This window comes from Nocardiopsis valliformis DSM 45023 (assembly GCF_000340985.1).
GTDB classification, from domain to species: Bacteria; Actinomycetota; Actinomycetes; order Streptosporangiales; family Streptosporangiaceae; genus Nocardiopsis; species Nocardiopsis exhalans.
Genome location: NZ_ANAZ01000025.1, coordinates 49568 through 65722, shown reverse-complemented (window position 1 = coordinate 65722; position 16155 = coordinate 49568). Strand labels below are relative to the sequence as shown.

Sequence of the window (16155 nt, the reverse complement as noted above, 5' to 3'; positions counted from 1 at the left end):
CCAAACGACCGGCTAGAAGCCGAAGCCCATGGTCGAACCGTTCTCGGACACCTCACGGCGGAGACGCTCGCCCTTGGCGTGCGCCTGCTCCTTGAGCTCCTCCTGGAACTTGGCCATGCGCTCGGCCAGCTCCGGGTCGTGCGCGGCGAGCTGGCGCACGGCCAGCAGCCCGGCGTTGCGGGCCGCGCCCACCGCGACCGTGGCCACCGGGACCCCGGCGGGCATCTGCACGATGGACAGCAGCGAGTCCATACCGTCCAGGTACTTGAGCGGCACCGGGACACCGATCACCGGCAGGGTGGTGACCGAGGCCAGCATCCCGGGCAGGTGGGCGGCGCCGCCCGCGCCGGCGATGATCGCCTTGAGACCGCGGCCGGCCGCTTCGGCACCGTAGGAGATCATCTCGTGCGGCATCCGGTGCGCGGAGACCACGTCGGCCTCGAAGGGGACGCCGAACTCCTTGAGCGCCTCGGCCGCCTCGCGCATCACCGGCCAGTCGGAGTCGGACCCCATCACGATGCCCACCACGGGCTTGCTGTCGGTCACTTCTGGTCTCCTCGTAGGTAGCTGGCGGCGTCGCGGGCGCGCTCCAGGAGGTCCTGGTAGTCGTCGCCCATCACGGTGACGTGCCCGATCTTGCGGCCCGGGCGCACGCCCTTGCCATAGAAGTGCACCTTCACCTCGGGGTCCTTGGCCATGACGTGCAGGTAACGGCGGTAGACGTCAGGGTCCTCGCCGCCCAGCAGGTTGGCCATGACGGTGTAGGGGGCGTTGGTGCGCGGTGACCCCAGGGGCAGGTTCAGGACCGCGCGCAGGTGCTGCTCGAACTGGGACGTGCGCGCGCCCTCGATGCTCCAGTGGCCGGAGTTGTGCGGGCGCATGGCCAGCTCGTTGACGACCACGTCGTCGGCGGTCTCGAACAGCTCCACCGCCAGCACACCGGTCACGTCCAGGGCCTGGGCGATCTCGATGGCCAGCTGCTGGGCGCGCAGGGCCTTGGCCTCGGGCAGGTTCGGGGCGGGGGCGATCACCTCGTGGCAGATCCCGCCGCGCTGTACGGTTTCCACGACCGGGTAGACGGCGACCTGCCCGTGCGGGGAACGGGCCACCTGCACGGCGAGTTCGCGGCTGAAGGCCACCTTCTCCTCGACCAGGAGCGGCACCTCCTCGGCAGCGGCGCGGTCCACGACCTCGCGGGCTTCCTCGGGACCGTCCACGACCCACACGCCCTTGCCGTCGTAGCCGCCGCGGGAGGCTTTGAGCACGACAGGCCACCCGGTCTCCTCCGCGAAGGAAGCGACGTGGTCGAGGGTGGTCACCGCCCGCCAGCGCGGGGAGGGGGCGTCCAGCTCGGCCATGCGGGTACGCATACGCAGCTTGTCTTGGGCGAAGCGGAGGGCGTCGCGGCCCGGGCGCAGCAGCCCGCCCGCCTCCTCCACGGCCCGCAGGACCGGCTCGGGTACGTGCTCGTGGTCGAAGGTGACCACGTCGTGTGCCTTGGCGAAGGCCAGGACGTCGTCGAGGCCGCGGTCATCGCCCAGGGTGACGTCGCCCGCGACCAGGGCCGCGCTGTCGGTGGGGTCGGCTGCCAGGACGGAGAAGTCCACTCCCAGTCCGATGCCCGCCTGGTGGGTCATCCGGGAGAGTTGACCTCCGCCGATCATTCCCACGCGGGGGACGATGCGGTTACGCTCGCTCACAGTTCCTCAACTCAATGCTCGTCAACCGCGGATGCGGGGCGGATCCGCGCACAGCGGAACCTGGCCGTTCGGCTCGGAACCCGCGGCCGGGGTGTCTGTCGAAGCCCCCGGTTAGAGTCTAGGGCGTGCGGTCACCGGGCCCCCAGGTGCCATCCCCACCGCCGCGACCCCCACAGGAGCAGGAAGGCACAGGCCATGCGTGATTTCGCTACCCGGCACCCCCGGTTGGCCAAGCTGGCCGCCGAGGTCGGCAAGTTCGGTTCCGTCGGCGCCGTCGCCTATGTCGTTCAGCTCGTCGTGACCAACCTGCTGTGGGCCAACGGCATGCAGGTGATGGCCGGACAGGTGCTGGGCACCCTGTGCGCGATCGCAGTGGCGTTCGTCGGCAACCGGTTCTGGACCTTCAGCGACCGGGCGCGCACCGGCTACGGCCGGGAGACCTTCCTGTTCCTGGTGATGAACGGCGTGGGCATGCTCATCCAGGTGGGCTGTCAGGCCTTCTCCCTGTACGTGCTCGGCCTGGACGGCCCCCTCGCGCAGAACATCTCCGGCAACGTGGTGGGCGTGGCCCTGGGCACGCTGTTCCGGTTCTTCGCCTACCGCACCTGGGTGTTCCCGCCCCAGCCGGAAACCGAGAGCACCGGCCCGCAGGGCAGCGCCCTTCCCGAGGACGACAGGGCTCCGCGGGCTCAGTAACGGGTGACCGGGCTGCGTCGGCTGACACCGGCGCGGCGGGCCAGGCCGGTGACCAGGAGCAGGTAGAGGCCGACCTGGACGGTGGTCAGCGCCAGAGTCATCGGGGTGTTGGTGCCTAGCGGCAGTCCGCTGCCGATCACGACACCGGTGCCGACCTCGGACAGGCGGCCCTCCACTGCGCACAGGGTGAACTGGACCAGGCTGTTGACCACGTGCAGACCGATGGCGGCCTCCAGGCCGCCGGTGCGCCAGGTCAGCCAGGCCATGCCCAGGCCGAAAACCGCCAGGGACACGGTGGTCCACAGGTTGCCCGGGTGGGTGGAGGCGTACAGGGCGGCGAACAGAGTCCCGCCCGCCAGGACGGCGGGCCACGGGGAGCGCAGCACCCGGGAAAAGGCGCTGTCCCCGGAGGGCGAGCCGAGTGAACCCACGAGCTGCATGGTCAGCCCGCGCACGGTCATCTCCTCGGCCGCGGACTGGAGTGGCACCAGCAGGGCGATCACGAGCAGCGCCGCTGCGAGGACCTCGACGCTGCCGTAGTTGACCGCACCCGGGCCGCCGGCGGGGGTCCCGCCGGACACCAGCAAGAGCAGTCCGGCACCCGCCGTGACGGGGACCGCCGCGGTGAACACGCACCGGGCCAGCCAGCGCCAGCGCACGCGGCCCTCGACCGAGATGAGTGATCCGGCCCGGCGCCACTGCACCACGCGGACCACGAAAAGGGTGACGGGGATCAGCAGCGCTATCGCCGCCAGCCCGAAGGCCAATCCGGCGATCTCACCCACCCGGACCGAGTCCGGGGCCAGGCCGCTGCCACCGAGGATCGCGACGATCGTCACGACGAGCACGACGCCGACCCACAGGAAGAACAGCAGGACCGCGAAGACCAGCACCGCCAGCGGCAGGACCCACCAGCGAAACAGCGGGGTCCGGGCCAGCCTGTGATAGGCCTCACCCTCGGGGAGCTCCGCGCAGGCGAACTGCTTGGAGCGCACCGGACGCGGAGGTGGCCAAGCCCACACCGACGGGTCCGGGGTCAGCGCCGGGTGCCCGCCGGGCGGGGTCTGCCTCGCGCCGCCGGGCGGCCAGGCCCAGGTCTGCTCCTGGGTGTAGCCACCAGAAGCCTGCCCCTCCGGCCCTTCAGGCGCGGCGGGCCAGGACGAACCAGGCGGTGGCGGCACATTTCCCATCGTGCGCCGAGACTACTATCCGGGCATGTATTGCCTGCGTTAAGGCCACGCCGTTATCGCCTGGTCACGGTACGGAACAGCCGCTCCACAGGCCCGCGGAAGAACGGGCGGGAGACCAGTGGGCACTGAGACAAAGGAATAGCGCCCCCCGATCCACCTGTTGGAACAGGTGGTCCTGCGGGTGGTCCTGCAAGCGACACCACAGGCCAAGTACCCCGTCCCGCTGACCTACGATTGAGTACATGTCCTCCACACCCACCACCGAGCAGGTCCACGAAGCCCTGGCCACGGTGCAAGACCCGGAGATCCACCGACCCATCACCGACCTCGGCATGGTCAAGAGCGTCGACATCGCCGACGACGGTGCCGTGCACGTCGGTATCTACCTCACGGTTGCCGGCTGCCCGATGAAGGGCCGCATCGAAAAGGACGTGACGGGAGCGGTGACCAAGGTCGCCGGCGTCACGAAGGTCACCGTCGAACTCGACGTCATGAACGAGGAGCAGCGCAAGGAGCTCCAGACCAAGCTCCGCGGCGGCCAGGCGGAGAAGGAAATCCCCTTCGCCAAGCCGAACTCGCTCACCAAGGTCTACGCGGTCGCCTCGGGCAAGGGCGGTGTCGGCAAGTCGTCCGTCACCGTGAACCTCGCCGCCGCGCTCGCGGCCCAGGGCCACAAGGTCGGTGTCGTCGACGCCGACATCTACGGCCACTCGGTGCCGCGCATGCTCGGTGCGTCGGACTTCCCGACCAAGGTCGAGGACATGATCCTCCCGCCGACCGCGCACAACATCAAGGTCATCTCGGTGGGCATGTTCACCGAGGGCAACACCCCGGTGGTGTGGCGCGGCCCGATGCTGCACCGTGCCCTCCAGCAGTTCCTCTCCGACGTCTTCTGGGGTGACCTGGACGTCCTGCTGATGGACCTGCCCCCGGGCACTGGCGACATTGCGATCTCCGTCGCGCAGATGCTCCCGGGCGCCGAACTGCTCGTGGTCACCACGCCGCAGCAGGCAGCCGCCGAGGTCGCCGAGCGCGCGGGTGCCATCACCGCCCAGACGCACCAGCGCATCGCCGGTGTCATCGAGAACATGTCCTACTACCAGCCGGAGGGCGGCGGCGACCCCGTCTACCTCTTCGGCCAGGGCGGTGGCCAGAAGGTCGCCGACGCCCTAACCAAGACCCTGGGCGCGGAGATCCCGCTCATGGGACAGGTGCCGCTGGACACCCGTCTGCGCGAGGGCGGCGACGAGGGCCAGCCGCTGGTCCTGACCCACCCTGACGCAGAGGCCAGCAAGGTGCTCGTCTCGATCGCCGAGAAGCTGGTCGGTAAGCCCCGCGGGCTGGCCGGGATGCAGCTGGGCATCTCCCCCGCCGGTCGCTGACGACTGACCGCTCCGAAGGTCGGCTGGAAGACACACGTACGGCCCCTGAGTCCTGGGATTCACCCTGGACCCGGGGGCCGTCGTGTTGCCCGGAGCTAGCTTCCCGGCCGGTCGGACATCCGGCCGGACGTCCGACCGGTCACTCGCCCGATCCGAGGGTGACGGTGGCGGTCTCCCGTTCGCCGTCGCGCTCGTACTCCAGCTCGATCTCCTCGCCTGGCGAGCGGTCGCGCACCATCGCCTGGAGTTCGCCGTGGGAGTTGACCCTGCGGCCGTCGAAGCTGACGATCACGTCACCCGGCTGCAGCCCGGCCGCGTCGGCGGGGCCGCCCGGCTCGACCGCGTCGTCGTCCTCGGCGATGACCGCGCCGATGACCGGGCTTTCACCGTCATAGGTGACACCGAGGTCGGCGGGGCCGGTGTTCTCCGCGTCGTCGGTGCCGATCATCCGCTTGACGACCTGCTCAGCCTCCGTGGCAGGGATCGCGAAGCCCAGGCCGATGTTGCCGCCGGGCTGTTCGCCCATGAAGCCGCCGCCCATGGTGACGATCATCGAGTTGACCCCGATGACCCTGCCCTGGATGTCCACGAGGGGCCCGCCGGAGTTGCCGGGGTTGATCGCGGCGTCGGTCTGGATGGCGAAGAACTGGCTCTGGCCCTCGTCGGAGCTGACCGGACGGTCCATGGCGCTGATGATGCCCTGGGTGACGGTTCCGGCCAGGCCCAGGGGCGCGCCGATCGCGATGACCTCGTCGCCGACGACCGCTTCGTCGGAGTTGCCGAACTCCAGCGGCTCGACGTCGTTGGGGTCCTCCAGTTCCAGGACGGCGAGGTCAGACGTGGGGTCGGAGCCGATCACCGTGGCCAGGCTGAACTTGCCATCGCTGTACTCAATGATGATCCCGTCCTCCTCGAGCGGCGTGGAGACGTGTTCGTTGGTGACCACGTAGTCGCCGTCGATGACGAAACCCGAACCGCTCGCCCCGATCCGGCCGCCCGCGCTGCGCAGGGAGACCACGCTCGGGCTGACCCGCTGGGCCACCCCCGCGATGGTGTCGGGGGCGCGCTCGGGCGCTTCGGACGGGGGTTCGTTGATGGTCGGCCCCGGGTCGGGGGCCGGGGCGGCCTGTTCCCCGGAGGAGCTGATCAGGCCGCCGGCGAGCCCGCCCGCGCCGCCCGCGATGAGGGCGACGACGAGCATGCCGCTCAGCGCGATCCAGGCGGGGACCCCGCGCCTGCGGGAGCCCGTCCCCTGCCTCGGGGCGGGCTGGGTGTACTGGGCCTGGGTCCCGGGCGGCGAGGCGAAGTGCCCGTGGCTCTGGGACGCCTGCTGGGCAGCCTGACCCTGCTGGGCGGTCTGACCATACTGGGGCTGCTGAGGTTGCTGCGCCTGCTGACCGTACTGGGGTTGCTGTCCTTGCTGAGGTTGGCTGGGACCGCCGACGCCCTGGTGGTAGCCGGTGGGGTCCTCCGAGGAAGGGGGCCGGTTGGGGTTCATGGGGTCTCCGCTGCCGGGGGACGAACCGTGAGTGGTGCCCTGGTTCACGGGACGTTCTGACTGGGGAGGCTGGCCTCCCCCGGTGTGGGGCGGGGCGATCCACTCACCGGTGGGTCGCCGTGGTGGTTCCGCAGGCGCCTGCCCCTGGGCGGATGTGCCCGGCACACCTCGCTGAGGTCCTCCACCGCTCGGCGAGGGGGTAGGCCCCTGCGCGGGTTCCGAACGGTCGTTGTCCTGACTCAAGACCTGCTCCGTATGTCGCTTGGCTTTCGGCTCGGCACACGCTCCGCCACCCGGGCCAACCCCTTACAGGAGGCCCAGCCGGGATAGACCCCGCAGCACCCTGGCCCAGAAGCCCGAGTCCTCGGGCCCTGGCAACGCGGCCACTGCCGAGGAGGCCAGGTCCGCGGGGGCGTCGGCCAGGACCGTGTAGACGAATCCGTTCGCCTGCCACACGCTCTGGTACTGACCCACGTCTCCGCCGAAGATCGTGTCGTGCCCTGTTGTGACGCCTCCTCCCCCCGTCCCGGTTCCGACATATCCGTTATGAAGTGTGGAGGGGTGTTCTGTTCCCAGCTTGCCACGTTGGCTGAAAACCGACACCTGCGAGAGCCCGTCTGAGTAGACGGCGTGCACGACCGGCTCGCCCTCGTAGTGCTTGGAGCGGGTGTCGACCAGCCGGAGGTTCCAGGTGAGGTGCTCGGGCAGCACCCAGCCCGCCTCGCGAAGTTCGCGGCGTTCCGCACTGTCCAGGGCGTCACCCCAGGGCGAGTCCCCGAGGACCTCGTCCGGCCAGGAGCCCTCCTCCAGGCTGAGCTCGGTGAGGTGGCTGCTGAACGCCTCCTCCCCCGCGAGGTCGTACACCGTGTGGCCCAGGAGAAGGTCGGTCTCGATGTCCACCCAGAAACGCCCGGCGACGGTGGAGTCCGCGCGCAGGACCTCCACCAGGTGGGCCGGGCGGCCGTCGAGGTCGTCGGGGCCCGAGTCCACCACGTGGTAGGTGTCCTCGAGCACGTCCAGCAGTCGCTCGTCGAGGGACTCCAGGGCGGAGGAGGCCAGCACGACGAAGGCGCGTTCCTCTCCGGCCTGTTCCTCCCCGTCCAACGGGGACATGGCCAGGCCCGCGCCCGGCCGGTTGACCACGCGTACGTCGACCCCGCCCCGGTCAGCGCTCTCCGGTCCACGCACCTCGCGCACGGCGGTGTAGGCCACCTCGTTGTGCGAGGCGGCGGAGAGCTGCAGTACGGCCATGCCGTCGTCGTCGCCCTCGGCCGGAACCGAGGTGGCCTCCGGATGTACCGCGCCGGTCAGTACGAGGACGCACAGCAGCGCGGCGATGACGGCGGACGCGGGTCCGGAGTACGGACCGGAAGAGGGGCCTTCCGACCTCACCGGGTCGTTTCGGTCGGGGCCGAGGAGTGCTCGGCCACGACGGGCAGGGGTTCGAACGGTGCCTGGTGCGCGGGCAGTGGGTCCACCACCGGGATCTGACGGCTGGTCACCGCGTGCTCGACCGCGAAGTCGGCCAGGTGGGGTTCGACCACCGGAGTGTCCTCGCCCTCAGCCCCCGCGACGAACGCGCTCCCCAGGAGCGCCGTCGCCACCGCCAGGCCCGCGACCGCGTAGCGCCCGCCGGAGAAGTACGGCAGCAGGCCGGAGAACCGGTCGCCGCCGTCCCGGCGTTCGGGTCGGGCCGGGACGTACCGCTCCGGCTGGGTCCGCGGCTGGTTCGTGGGCGCGGTGGACCGGTTCCCGTCCGTCCGGGTCGAGCGGTTCCCGGAGTGCCGGTCGGTCTGCTCGGCCATCAGGGGTCCGCCCGTGGGGTACCCGCCGAGGGGTCGGGAGTGCCCCAGCGGGGGGCTCGATCCGAAAGGGCTGCCCGAGGGCTGGTCCGAGGGGCCGCGATCACCCCGATCACCGGGACCGCCGCCCATGCCGCCCAGGCCGGGCTGGGACATCAGGCGCCCCATGAAGTCCATGTCAGGTTCGGGTTCGCCGAGCCCAGTGAGTCTGCGCTTGAGCCGGCGCATCATGTCGGCCTCGAAACGGCACGACTCGCACTTGGCCAGGTGGATGAGGGCACGCTCGTGTTCGGCGGCACCCAGCTCCCCGTCGATGAGCGCCGAGAGGCGCTCCCCGAGGTGGTCCATGCTCACTCCGCCTCCCCGTGCATCACGTCGGTTCCGCCGCCCCGGGTCATGCTCTGGGCGCCGTCCTGACCGCCGTTCAGGGCCTGGGCCGCCAGGGACCTGCGGTGCTCCAGGGCGCGGCGGAGCTGGGCCCTGCCTCGGTGGATGCGGCTGCGTACGGTACCGAGCTTGACGTCGAGTGTGGCCGCGATCTCCTCGTAGGAGAGCCCCTCGATGTCGCACAGCACGACGGGGGCGCGGAACTCGGCAGGCAGGGCGTCCAGTGCGCTCTGGATGTCGGCGTCGAAGTGCCGGTCGTCGTAGCGCTGGGCGGGCGAGGGCTCGCGGCCCTCCAGGCGTTCGTCGGCGTTGTCGGCCAGCCCCTCGAAACGGATGCGGGCCTTGCGCCGGGCCATGTCGAGGAAGAGGTTGGTGGTGATGCGGTGCAGCCACCCCTCGAAGGTTCCGGGAGTGTAGTTGGCGAGGGAGCGGAACACACGGATGAAGACCTCCTGGGTGAGGTCCTCGGCATCGTGCTTGTTCCCGGTGAGGCGATAGGCCAGCCGGTAGACCCGCGGCGAGTGGACGCGCACGACCTCTTCCCAGCTCGGGGGTTCCCATGCCTCGAACTCAACGGCAGGGCCGGTCTCTGGCACCGCGCTGCTCCCTTCGTCCCGCTGGTCTCGCCTCGAAGCCGATCCGCTCCACGGGGGTTGGTTCGGGGGGAGTTTACTTCGTGGCGATCAACGTGCGTTCATCCCGATTCAACGCCGGGGGACGCCGATTAAGTTCCCGCCGCCACACTCGGAGTTCCGGCCGGATCAGGCTAGTCTTTTGCGCAGGGACATACCTGGCCGCGACCACCATTCTACGGTGGGTGACGATCCCCCGGTCAGAGCGCCTGGCCACAACATTCAGCAGGACTTGGGAGGCCGTCATCAGCGCAGAAGAGAGCGTCGCCCGGACCATGTGGGTCCGGACCGAGCAGGCTCGGTTCGAGGAGTCCGCCATGGGCGACGGACCTCTGGCGGACGCTTACGACGCGGGTGTGCGTGCCGCCGCACCGCCCGTGGACGCCGCGACGGGGGCGGCGCTGCGGTTCCTCAGCGCCGCTATCGGTGCCCGTTCGGTGGTGGAAGTGGGCACCGGCTGCGGGACGTCGGGGATCTGGCTGCTGCGGGGGATGGTGCCGGAGGGGATCCTGACGACGGTGGACGTCAACGCCGCCTACCAGGACTACGCGCGTTCGGCCTTCGCCCGGGCCGGTTTCGGCGCGGGCCGGGCCCGGCTGATCCGCGGTACGGCACTGGAGGTACTGCCCCGGCTGACCGACGGCGGCTACGACATGGTGTCCGTCGACGCGGACCAAGTCTCCTACCCGGCCTACCTGGAAGAGGCGCTGCGGCTGCTGCGGCCGGGCGGGGTCGTGGTGTTCAACAACGTCATGGTGGGCTCGGACGAACCCGACGGCCCGCTGCGGGTCCCCGGCCCGGCGGAGATCGCGGTGCGCGAGGTCATGCAGCGGATGCGCGAGGACGAGTCCTTCATCCCGCTGCTGGTACCGGTGGGCGAAGGGCTGCTCGCCGCCATCCGCCCCTGAAAGCCACGGGCCTACGCAGACATACCGCGGGCCCGGATGGAAGAGGTCTTCCGCCCGGGCCCGCTGGTCGTCCGTGCGACCCGAATACCTACTTTCGGGCGAGCCAGCGCAGCAGGGTTCGGGTGGCGAAGGCGGTACCGCCCTTGGTGAGCAGGCCGCTCTCCTGCATGGACCGGCCCGGACCGGCGATGTCCAGGTGGGCCCAGGGCAGGTCGCCGGTGAACTCGCGCAGGAACAGCGCCGCGTCGGTGGCCCCGGCCGGACCGAAGTCCTTGCCGCGGGTACCGATGTTGGCCAGGTCCGCCACCCGGGACTTGGTGGTGGGGACGTAGTCCTCAGTGAGCGGCATCCGCCACAGCGGCTCGCCCGCTTCCTCGCCGGCGGCCTCGATCTCGGCCGCGACGGAGTCGTCGGTGCTGTAGAGCGCGCCGATCCCGGTGCCCAATGCCAGCTTGGCGGCGCCGGTCAGGGTGGCGACGTCGACCAGGACGTCCGGGGCGAGCTCGGTGCTGGCGTAGCCCATGGCGTCGGCCAGGACCAGGCGGCCCTCGGCGTCGGAGTTGAGCACCTCGACGGTCTTGCCGGTGTAGGTGGTCAGGACGTCGCCGATACGGGTGGCGTCACCCGAGAAGGCGTTCTCCGCCAGCGCGAGCAGGCCGGTGACCCGGACGTTCGCTCCCACGGAGGCCAGCGCCGACAGGACAGCCAACACGATGGCCGAGCCGCTCATGTCGGTCTTCATGAGCTTCATGTTGTCGTTGGGCTTGAGCGAGAGACCACCGGTGTCGAAGGTGATGCCCTTGCCGACCAGCACGACGTGCCCGGTGGGGTTCTCCGGGGTGTAGGACAGCTGGACCAGCCGCGGCGGCCGGGTTGAGCCCTGGCCGACCGCGAGGATCGCACCGAAGCCCTCGTTCTCCAAGTCTTTCTCGTCCCACACGCGCACGGTCAGGCCGGAGTCCTCAGCCGCCTCACGCGCCCGGGCGGCCATCCACTCCGGGTCCTTGGTCAACGAGGGGGTGTTGATCAGGTCCCGGGCCAGGGCGGTGGCCGTGGCCAGGGTGCTGCCCAGGGCGAGGGGTTCGATCAGGGCCGCGGGGTCGCCGACAACGTCGATGACGGGTGCGGGCCGCTGGTCCGCCGGGGCCTCGGCGCTCTTGAGCGTGAAGGTGTAGGAGGCGAGCAGGGCGCCCTCGGCGAAGGCCGTGGCCGCCGCGGCGTCCGAGCCGGGCCAAGCGAGGGCGATACGCTCCTTGCCCCGTGCGGCCCGGGAGAGGGCGGCGCCCGCCTTCCGGAGGTCGTCGGGGCTGCCCGAACCGACTCCGAGAAGGGCCAGGCGGACCAGGCCCCCGTCCCGGGACACCGGGAACTGGGCGAGCTCACCGGGCTTGCCGGTGAGCGCGTAGTGCGCGAACAGGTCCGCGAGCTGGGAGGGAAGGACCTGTGTCAGTCCGCCGTCGGCGACCCCTCCGACCGCCTCGGGGCCTTCCTCGCCCGTGAGTACGGGGAGGACCAGCAGGTCCGCGGTGGATTCGGCGAGGGTCCCCGGTACGGGGTGGATCTCCGTGGCGAATGGCACAGGCCGCTCACAATCGTTCACTCATTGCGGGAGGTTCACGCATGTGGGAGGTGTGAAACCTCGGGGGTCGTCAGGGCGTTCCGGCCCAGGTGGGGGACGGGTCGTATCCGGTTATCCGACGACACCCTGGAGCGCGTCCCGGAGCTCGGTCGCCTCGTCCGGAGTGAGCTCCACAACGAGACGGCCGCCGCCCTCGAGCGGGACCCGCATGATGATGCCGCGACCCTCCTTGGTGACCTCCATCGGCCCATCGCTGGTCCTCGGCTTCATCGCCGCCATGCCATTCCCCTTTCTAGGTGTTCCTCGCAGATGGCCGGGGCCGACCCACAGCACCGACACCGATCCGCCTGAACGGTTCGGCTTCGGAGCCGTGGGCCGGTTCCGCGTGACTCGCGCCCGTGTGACTTAAGGGACGTGCATCACTCTTCGCCCATTATCTCGGAGGTTGACCCATGGGTGTGCGCCGGGCGACAGCCGGGCCACCTCCGTGCGTTCCCGCAGCGAGGAATCGTTGGTCAGTAAGGTTATATCGGTCTCGACCGAAACCCGTGCGGTGCAAGAGCGGCCGCACGGACTATTGCCGCAGGACAGCGGGTCAAACCAGGAAGTCGACCGGCACCCGGACCGAAGGCGCCACCTGGGACTTTCGTCCTCTTCTGCGCTCAGTCCAGGGTCCCGGTGGAAACCATCCTGGTTCCCTCACGGGTCACGGAGGACCATTCCGCGTTGAGGCCCCCGCCGTCCGAAACAGGCCAGAGGGTTAGTTCCGACTCGTCGACGCAACGGTCTTCCGGGTCGGAGATCTCGGTGTAGGAGTACACCAGCCGGTCGCCGTCGCGCGCCGACAGCTCCAGTGTTCCGGAGCAGGAGAAGGTGCTCCAGGCGGTACTGCCGCGTTCGGCGCCCTCCTCGATCCGCACCTCAGCATCCCATTCGGCGACGGGTTCGCCATCGGTGTCGACCTGGCTCATCGACCCCGACCACGATCCGACGAACTCGTCGGGGTCGGGCGCGGTGGTGACGGCATCGTCGCCGGAACCGTCCAGGTAGGCCCAGGCCGCGAAGCCCCCGCCGCCGAGCAGCAGGAGGACGGCCGCGGCCACGGTCACCTTGGTGAACTGACGGCGGCGCTTGTCCCGGTACCTGGTCGCGCGGGGCGGCGGCCACAGGGACATCTGACGCACCGGGGTGGCGGATTTCCCGTGCCCGTCCTCTGAGCCCGCTCGGAGTTCGGCTGCTGTGTCCATCCTCGCCATCCTCACGACGGTCCACCCGCTCCGGCGGAGCGGGGGTACGCATGTACAGCGACCGAGAATAGAGCAACTGAACGCACCACATCCGACCAAGAACGACACATCGGATGTGATGCACGACATAGGGGTTCCGGGCGCGCCGGGCCCCGGCGAGGGAGTCGCCGATCGGGCGAAGCGGGATCAGGCCTGGTCGTCGCGGTTGCCGCCACCGACCGTGGCGTCGTCGGCCCGGGGGGAGGTTTTGGCCACGGACCCGGCTGAGGGATCCACGGCGGACTCGGAAGAGAGGTCGGCGGAGGGCTCGGTTTCCTCGACGGGCCCGACCTTCGATCCGGAGGCGGGCTGGTCGGCGGGCAGCTCGCCCTCCCCCGGCAGGTACGAGCCGGGCCGGGGGCCGGTGCCCCGGGGGACGTAGGACGGGTCCAGGCGGGCCAGCCGCCACTCCAGGTCCTCGATCCGCTCCTCCCGCTCGCGCAGGGTTCCGGTGAGCCGCACCAGCAGCTCGTCGACCGCGCGCACGTGGTAGCCCCACATGGACAGGGGAAGCAGGAGTCCGCCCAGGTCACGGGAGCCCACCGGGCGCCCCTCGGGCAGGTTCAGCGGGGGGAAGTCGGCCTCGAACCGGGCGAGCTGGCCACCCTTGCCGAGCACGACGTAGACCACGCCGACGAGCACGGCGAGCGCGGCCGCAGCGACCAGGATCATGATGAAGATAGGCACGGCTCCGATCGTGCCACACCGCCGCCCTCCCCCGGGAGTGGCCGGGCGTGGGAGACTCGGCGGGGGTCGAATCCGCGCTTGCGAGTCCTGAACCCGGACTCCGTTCCCGAGTACAGCTCCACGGCGGCCCCCGAGGGTTCCTGGACCGCGGACGCGGGCCACCGCCCACCGGCGGCCCGGGTGTCGGACCTGGTCACCGAGGGGCACACCGTCCTGGTCCGCTGCACGCGGCCGGCCGGGCAGGAGCCGCGCACGGACCTGCCCCCGGCCCCGCCCGGGATCGCGGGCGCCGTCCCGGTCGAGGCCGCCGAGGAGGTGGCTCTGGCCACCGTGTACGCCTGGGCGGGCGCGAGTGTGTTCGTCACGGCCCACCCGGAGCGGGTCCGCCGGGCGCTGGACATGGTCGCGTCGGTGCGCGGCGAGCGCCCGCCCGCGGCCGTGCGCCGGGGGCTCGCCTAGGTGGAGGGTCCGGGCTCGAAGCGCTCGAACTTGTTCTCGATGTGCAGGTGCGCCTGCTGGACGATGCGCACGGCCTCGTCCGGGTCGTCGGTGACGTGGAGCAGTTCCATGTCCGTGTCCGCGATCAGCCCGTGCTTGAGCAGGCTCGCCTCCACCCACTCGCGCAGACCACCCCAGAACTCGGTGCCGATCAGCACCACGGGGAAGCGGGTGATCTTCTTGGTTTGGACCAGGGTGATCGCCTCGAACAGCTCGTCGAGCGTGCCGAACCCACCGGGCAGCACCACGAAGGCCTGCGAGTACTTCACGAACATCGTCTTGCGGACGAAGAAGTACCGGAAGGTCATCCCCATGTCGATGTAGGGGTTGAGCGACTGCTCGAACGGTAGCTCGATGCCGAGCCCGACGGACAGCCCGCCCGCCTGCTGGGCGCCCTTGTTCGCGGCCTCCATCATCCCGGGTCCGCCGCCGGTGATGGTGGCGTACCCGGCGGCAGCGAGCTTGGCGCCGACCTCGACGCCCAGTTCGTAGTACTCGGTCCCGGGCTTGATCCGCGCCGAGCCGAAGACGCTCACCGCGGAGGGGAGCTCGGACAGCAGCCCGAAGCCCTCCACAAACTCCGACTGGATGCGCAGCACCCGCCAGGGGTCGGTGTGCACCCAGTCGGAGGGCCCTCGCCGGTCGAGGAGCCGCTGGTCGGTCGTGGTGTCGGGGATCGCGCGGCCACGGTAGGTGAGCGGTCCGGCGCGACGCACGTCTTCTTCTTCCGTCATGCCCGTAAAGTTATCCACCCGAGGCAATCTCACACCCGAACGACGCGTGACACGCTGGTGACCGGTAGCGGTCAGGCCAGGTCAGCGCAGCTCAGAGCAGGTCAGAGCTGATCAGCGCCGGCCGGTGAGCCAGGCGACCATGCGCTCCTCAGCCTCGCGGATCTGCGGGATCTTCGCGTACTCGTCGCGCGTGTGGGCGAGCATCGGGTCGCCGGGGCCGTAGTTGACCGCGGGCACGCCCAGTTCGGAGAAGCGCGAGACGTCGGTCCAGCCCAACTTGGCGCGGGCCTGGCCCTCACCGACCGCGGTGACGAACGCCGCCGCGGACGGGTCGTCCAGACCGGGGCGGGCCGGGGCGGAGGAGTCGGTGACCTCGACCTCGAAGCCCTCGAACACCTCGCGCAGGTGGGCCTCGGCGTCGGCCGGGGTCAGGTCCGGGGCGTAGCGGTAGTTCACCCGCACCACGCACTCGTCCGGGATGACGTTCCCGGCCACGCCGCCCTCGACGAACACAGCGTTCAGGCCCTCGTGGAAGGTCAGGCCTTCCACCTCGGGCCGGCGGGGCGTGTAGGCGCGCAGGACGTCCAGGACGGCGCCCGCCTTGTGGATGGCGTTCTCGCCCTTCCACGAGCGCGCGCTGTGGGCGCGCTTGCCGTACGCCTTCACGTCCACGCGCATCGTGCCCTGGCAGCCGCCCTCGATCACCCCGTCCGTGGGCTCCATCAGGATCGCGAAGTCCCCGGCAAGCCACTCCGGGTGGTTGCGGCTCAGGCGCAGGAGGCCGTTGCGGACGGCATCGACCTCCTCGTTGTCGTAGAAGACGTAGGTGACGTCGTGGACCGGCTCGGTGACCAGAGCGGCCAGCTTGAGCTGGACGGCCACGCCCGCCTTCATGTCGGAGGTGCCGCAGCCGTAGAGGCGGTCGCCGTCCACGTGCGAGGGGACGTTCTCGACGATCGGCACGGTGTCGAGGTGCCCGGCGATCACCACGCGGCGGTCACGGCCCAGTTCCGTGCGGGCCACGACGGCGTCGCCGTCGCGCGTGACGGTCAGGTGGGGCAGTGCCGACAGGGCGCTCTCGACCGCGTCGGCGAGGGCCTTCTCGTCACCGCTCTCGGAACGGGTGTCCACGAGGGCGGCGGTCAGGTCCGCCACGTCCGAGGTCAGGTCCAGCAT

The 16155-nt window shown here is 70.5% G+C and carries 17 protein-coding genes; 4 read left to right on the top strand and 13 right to left on the bottom strand.

The window, feature by feature from the left end; all coding sequences use genetic code 11:
- Positions 1-12: 12 nt before the first annotated feature.
- A complete protein-coding gene (purE, locus tag D457_RS0122030; protein WP_017582844.1) occupies positions 13-546 on the bottom strand; it encodes a 5-(carboxyamino)imidazole ribonucleotide mutase in 534 nt (177 codons plus the stop codon).
- Positions 543-1700, bottom strand: a complete 1158-nt coding sequence (locus D457_RS0122025; RefSeq protein ID WP_039831715.1) for a 5-(carboxyamino)imidazole ribonucleotide synthase — start codon at positions 1698-1700, stop codon at positions 543-545. The genes purE and D457_RS0122025 overlap by 4 nt, the downstream gene beginning before the upstream one ends.
- A gap of 195 nt (positions 1701-1895) precedes the next feature.
- Between D457_RS0122025 and D457_RS0122020 the strand changes: the two genes are divergently transcribed.
- Positions 1896-2396: a GtrA family protein gene (locus D457_RS0122020; protein WP_017582842.1), complete on the top strand. Its 501-nt coding sequence runs from the start codon at positions 1896-1898 to the stop codon at positions 2394-2396.
- Here the strand turns inward: D457_RS0122020 and D457_RS0122015 are convergent.
- Positions 2390-3391: a CPBP family intramembrane glutamic endopeptidase gene (locus D457_RS0122015; protein ID WP_017582841.1), complete on the bottom strand. Its 1002-nt coding sequence runs from the start codon at positions 3389-3391 to the stop codon at positions 2390-2392. The two genes, D457_RS0122020 and D457_RS0122015, sit on opposite strands and share 7 nt — an antisense overlap.
- 437 nt (positions 3392-3828) lie before the next feature.
- On the opposite strand from D457_RS0122015, the gene D457_RS0122010 reads away from it, so the two are divergent.
- Complete coding sequence (locus D457_RS0122010; RefSeq protein ID WP_017582840.1) at positions 3829-4968, top strand: Mrp/NBP35 family ATP-binding protein; 1140 nt, start codon at positions 3829-3831, stop codon at positions 4966-4968.
- A 139-nt stretch (positions 4969-5107) separates the two neighbouring features.
- Here the strand turns inward: D457_RS0122010 and D457_RS0122005 are convergent, their stop codons facing one another.
- From D457_RS0122005 to sigE, 4 genes are all read right to left on the bottom strand, one after another.
- Positions 5108-6169: a S1C family serine protease gene (locus tag D457_RS0122005; RefSeq protein WP_017582839.1), complete on the bottom strand. Its 1062-nt coding sequence runs from the start codon at positions 6167-6169 to the stop codon at positions 5108-5110.
- 603 nt (positions 6170-6772) lie between these two features.
- Positions 6773-7858 carry a hypothetical protein gene (locus D457_RS0122000; protein WP_017582837.1) on the bottom strand — a complete coding sequence of 362 codons (1086 nt, stop codon included), beginning with the start codon at positions 7856-7858 and terminating at the stop codon, positions 6773-6775.
- Entirely contained in the window at positions 7855-8616 is a 762-nt protein-coding gene (locus D457_RS0121995; RefSeq protein ID WP_051072994.1) for an anti-sigma factor family protein, read from the bottom strand. The genes D457_RS0122000 and D457_RS0121995 overlap by 4 nt, the downstream gene beginning before the upstream one ends.
- Before the next feature lie 2 nt (positions 8617-8618).
- Positions 8619-9251: an RNA polymerase sigma factor SigE gene (gene sigE, locus D457_RS0121990; protein ID WP_026116896.1), complete on the bottom strand. Its 633-nt coding sequence runs from the start codon at positions 9249-9251 to the stop codon at positions 8619-8621.
- 353 nt (positions 9252-9604) lie between these two features.
- Between sigE and D457_RS0121985 the strand changes: the two genes are divergently transcribed.
- On the top strand, positions 9605-10195 hold the full coding sequence (locus tag D457_RS0121985; protein ID WP_026116895.1) for an O-methyltransferase: 591 nt from the start codon (positions 9605-9607) through the stop codon (positions 10193-10195).
- Between the two features lie 88 nt (positions 10196-10283).
- On the opposite strand, the gene D457_RS0121980 is transcribed toward D457_RS0121985, so the two are convergent.
- From D457_RS0121980 to D457_RS0121965, 4 genes are all read right to left on the bottom strand, one after another.
- Entirely contained in the window at positions 10284-11774 is a 1491-nt protein-coding gene (locus tag D457_RS0121980) for a leucyl aminopeptidase (protein ID WP_017582834.1), read from the bottom strand.
- Between the two features lie 111 nt (positions 11775-11885).
- A complete protein-coding gene (locus tag D457_RS34985) occupies positions 11886-12053 on the bottom strand; it encodes a DUF3117 domain-containing protein (RefSeq protein WP_014909697.1) in 168 nt (55 codons plus the stop codon).
- A gap of 383 nt (positions 12054-12436) precedes the next feature.
- On the bottom strand, positions 12437-13021 hold the full coding sequence (locus D457_RS0121970; protein WP_026116894.1) for a hypothetical protein: 585 nt from the start codon (positions 13019-13021) through the stop codon (positions 12437-12439).
- A gap of 186 nt (positions 13022-13207) precedes the next feature.
- Positions 13208-13747, bottom strand: coding sequence for a hypothetical protein (locus D457_RS0121965; RefSeq protein ID WP_017582832.1), 540 nt, complete (start codon positions 13745-13747; stop codon positions 13208-13210).
- Positions 13748-13825: 78 nt separating this feature from the next.
- Here D457_RS0121965 and D457_RS0121960 point away from each other — a divergent pair, with 78 nt between their 5' ends.
- Entirely contained in the window at positions 13826-14206 is a 381-nt protein-coding gene (locus tag D457_RS0121960; RefSeq protein ID WP_017582831.1) for a hypothetical protein, read from the top strand.
- Here D457_RS0121960 and D457_RS0121955 read toward each other — a convergent pair.
- Both D457_RS0121955 and dapE read right to left on the bottom strand, forming a co-directional pair.
- Entirely contained in the window at positions 14203-14979 is a 777-nt protein-coding gene (locus tag D457_RS0121955) for an LOG family protein (protein ID WP_193374532.1), read from the bottom strand. The two genes, D457_RS0121960 and D457_RS0121955, sit on opposite strands and share 4 nt — an antisense overlap.
- Positions 14980-15090: 111 nt before the next feature.
- Complete coding sequence (gene dapE / locus D457_RS0121950; protein ID WP_017582829.1) at positions 15091-16155, bottom strand: succinyl-diaminopimelate desuccinylase; 1065 nt, start codon at positions 16153-16155, stop codon at positions 15091-15093.